General features: G+C 32.4%; 4 protein-coding genes. All 4 read left to right on the top strand.

Annotated elements, in window-relative coordinates:
• On the top strand, window positions 1-344 hold a 344-nt coding region (locus OW763_RS16695; protein WP_268042718.1), incomplete at its 5' end, for a 3-hydroxyacyl-CoA dehydrogenase family protein.
• 92 nt (window positions 345-436) lie between these two features.
• Window positions 437-1,618, top strand: a complete 1,182-nt coding sequence (locus tag OW763_RS16690) for an acetyl-CoA C-acetyltransferase (protein WP_268042716.1) — start codon at window positions 437-439, stop codon at window positions 1,616-1,618.
• 267 nt (window positions 1,619-1,885) lie between these two features.
• Complete coding sequence (locus tag OW763_RS16685) at window positions 1,886-3,025, top strand: acyl-CoA dehydrogenase (RefSeq protein WP_268042714.1); 1,140 nt, start codon at window positions 1,886-1,888, stop codon at window positions 3,023-3,025.
• Between the two features lie 25 nt (window positions 3,026-3,050).
• On the top strand, window positions 3,051-3,573 hold a 523-nt coding region (locus OW763_RS16680), incomplete at its 3' end, for an electron transfer flavoprotein subunit beta/FixA family protein (RefSeq protein ID WP_268042712.1).

The raw sequence follows: 3,573 nt of genomic DNA, 5'->3' as shown, positions 1-3,573 counted from the left end.
CAGAAGAAATAGGAAAACAAGCAGTACAAGTAGAAGAAGCACCTGGATTTGTAGTAAATAGAATATTAATTCCAATGATAAATGAAGGAGTAGGAATTTTAGCAGAAGGAATAGCTTCAGCAGAAGACATAGATATAGCTATGAAGCTTGGAGCAAACCATCCAATGGGACCTTTAGCTTTAGGGGATCTTATAGGATTAGATGTATGTCTTGCTATAATGGATGTATTATACAATGAAACACAAGATTCAAAATATAGAGCTCATTCATTATTAAGAAAATATGTAAGAGCTGGATGGCTTGGCAGAAAAACAGGAAAAGGATTCTTTGATTATTCAAAATAATATTTATTTAGATAGAGTTTGTTTATAAAAACTTATAAAAGAATAATTCTAAAATTGAAAATATAAAGTGATTGAAAATGGAGGTCTGTATAATGAAAAGTGTAGTTATCGCAAGTGCAGTAAGAACACCAATAGGATCCTTCGGAGGAGCTTTAAAAGATGTTTCAGCAGCAGATTTAGGATCTATAGTTATTAAAGAAGCATTAAATAGAGCTGGAGTTAAACCAGAACAAGTTGAAGAAGTTATAATGGGTCATGTTATTCAAGCTGCACAAGGACAAAATACATCTAGACAATCATCTATAAATGCAGGAATACCAGTAGAAGTACCAACATTTGCAATAAATAAAGTATGTGGTTCAGGATTAAGAGCAGTATCATTAGCATCACAAATGATAAAAGCAGGAGATGCAGATATAATTGTTGCAGGTGGAACAGAAAACATGTCAAAAGCTCCATATGTACTAGAAGGTGCAAGATGGGGACAAAGAATGGGCGATGGAAAAATGGTAGATACAATGATTAAAGATGCGTTATGGGATGCATTTAACAACTACCATATGGGAATTACAGCTGAAAATGTTAATGATAAATATGGTGTAACTAGAGAAGAACAAGATAAATTTGCATTAAGGTCTCAACAGTTAGCAGAAAAAGCAATAAAAGAAGGAAGATTCAAAGATGAAATAGTTCCAGTAGTTGTAAAAACAAGAAAAGGTGAAGTAGTAGTAGATACAGATGAATATCCAAAATTTGGATCAAGTGCTGAAAAATTAGCTAAATTAAGACCAGCATTTAAGAAAGATGGATCAGTTACAGCAGGAAATGCTTCAGGAATAAATGATGGAGCAGCAGCTTTTGTTATAATGAGTGAAGAAAAAGCGCAAGAATTAGGAATAAAACCATTAGCTAAAATAGTTTCTTATGGTTCAAAAGGTGTAGATCCTTCAGTGATGGGTCTTGGACCAATAGGAGCATCAAAAGTTGCATTAGAAAGAGCAGGATTAAATATAGAAGACATGGATCTTATAGAAGCTAACGAAGCATTTGCAGCACAAAGTATAGCAGTTTCAAGAGAATTAGGATTTGATAAATTAATGGACAGAGTAAATGTAAATGGAGGAGCTATAGCACTTGGTCATCCAGTAGGATGCTCAGGAGCAAGAATACTTGTTACTTTATTACATGAAATGGAAAAGAGAGATGCTAAAAAAGGTTTAGCTACACTTTGTATAGGTGGCGGAATGGGAACAAGCGTTATAGTTGAAAGATAAAAATAGAAGAATATAAAAATATCTTATATTCATATAATAATTTGAAATTTATTTAGGAAATATAAGAATAGTTTTGATTTATTGATATATAAATCAAAACTATTCTAAAAAATATTTTAAGAAATCAAGCAAATGCATAAAGGATTGATTGATAATTAACAAACGATGATACTTTAATTTCTTTCTATTCTCTTCAAAAAATTGAGAGAAAATTAAATTCATATAAATATTTTAATAAAACTAGTTTTATAATTAGGAGGTAAGAAAATGAATTTTCAATTTACTAAGGAACAAGAATTAGTAAGACAAATGGTAAGAGAGTTTGCTGAAAATGAAATTAAACCTATAGCAGCAGAAAGTGATCAAACTGGAGAATTCCCAATGGAAAACTTCAAAAAATTAGGTAAGTATGGTTGCTTTGGAATACCATTTCCAACTGAATATGAAGGAGCAGGTGGAGACTATTTATCATATATCTTAGCTGTTGAAGAAATTTCAAAAGCATGTGCAACTACAGGAATTGCACTTTCAGTACAAACTTCACTTTGTATGGGAGCAATTTGGGCATTCAGTAATGAAGAACAAAAGAAAAAATATATGCCAGGTTTATGTTCAGGTAGAAAATTAGGTTGTTTTGGATTAACTGAACCAAATGCAGGAACAGATGCTTCAGGTCAACAGACTATAGCAACTAAAGAAGGAGACCACTATGTATTAAATGGTCAAAAATGTTTTATAACAAATGCTCCAATAGCAGATGTTTTTGTAATATTTGCTATGACAGATAAGAGTAAAGGTGTTAAAGGAATATCTGCATTTATAGTTGAAAAAGATTTCCCAGGAATTTCAATAGGAAAAGTTGAAGATAAAATGGGATTAAGAGCAGCACAAGTTGGAGAAATAATTTTAGAGAACTGTATAGTTCCTGCTGAAAATCTACTTGGAAGAGAAGGTAGAGGATTTGGTATAGCAATGAAGACTCTTGATGGTGGAAGAATCGGTGTTGCAGCTCAAGGGCTTGGAATAGCTGAAGGTGCTTTTAATGAAATCAAAGAATATATGAAAGAAAGAAAACAATTTGGAAAACAATTATTTAAGTTCCAAGGATTAGGTTGGATGATGGCTGAAATGGACTTAAAAATTGAACAAGCTAGATATTTAGTATATAAAGCAGCTATGGATAAGGAACAAGGAAGATCATATTCAGTATCAGCTGCAAGAGCTAAATGGGCAGCAACAGATTGTGCTATGTATGTAACAACTGAAGCAGTTCAACTTATGGGTGGATATGGATATATTAAGGATTACTCATTAGAAAGAATGATGAGAGATGCTAAGATAACTCAAATATATGAAGGAACTAACCAAGTTCAAAGAATGGTTATTTCAGGAAATATATTCAAATAATTAAGTAATGAGGAGGAGTTAAATAATGAATATAGTAGTATGTTTAAAACAAGTTCCAGATACAACAGAAGTTAAAATAGATCCAAAGACAGGAACACTTATAAGAGAAGGAGTTCCATCAATTATAAACCCAGATGACAAAAATGCTTTAGAAGAAGCATTAAGATTAAAAGATGCAAATGAAGCAAAAGTTACAGTAATCAGCATGGGACCTCCACAAGCAGAAGCTGCATTAAGAGAAGCTATTGCAATGGGAGCAGACGAAGCAGTTTTAATTTCAGACAGAGCATTTGCAGGAGCAGACACATTAGCAACTTCACATGCATTAGCAGCAGCGTTAAAGAAATTAGACTATGATATAATATTTGCAGGACGACAAGCTATCGATGGAGATACAGCACAAGTAGGACCAGAAATAGCAGAACATTTAGGACTTGCACAAGTAACTTATGTAGAAAAAGTAGAAGTTAAAGAAGATGCATTAAAAGTAAGAAGAGCATTAGAAGATGGATATGAAGAATTAGAAATAAAAATGCCATGTCTATTAA

The organism is Clostridium aestuarii (genome assembly GCF_026735135.1).
GTDB lineage: Bacteria > Bacillota > Clostridia > Clostridiales > Clostridiaceae > Clostridium_H > Clostridium_H aestuarii.
Note: the sequence above shows the minus strand (reverse complement) of the source record. Positions and strands in the feature narration are given on the sequence as shown.

Excerpts from the sequence above, each read along its gene's own strand:
- OW763_RS16690 (WP_268042716.1), top strand. The coding sequence starts at position 437 with ATGAAAAGTGTAGTTATCGCAAGTGCAGTAAGAACACCAATAGGATCC.
- OW763_RS16685 (WP_268042714.1), top strand. The coding sequence starts at position 1,886 with ATGAATTTTCAATTTACTAAGGAACAAGAATTAGTAAGACAAATGGTA.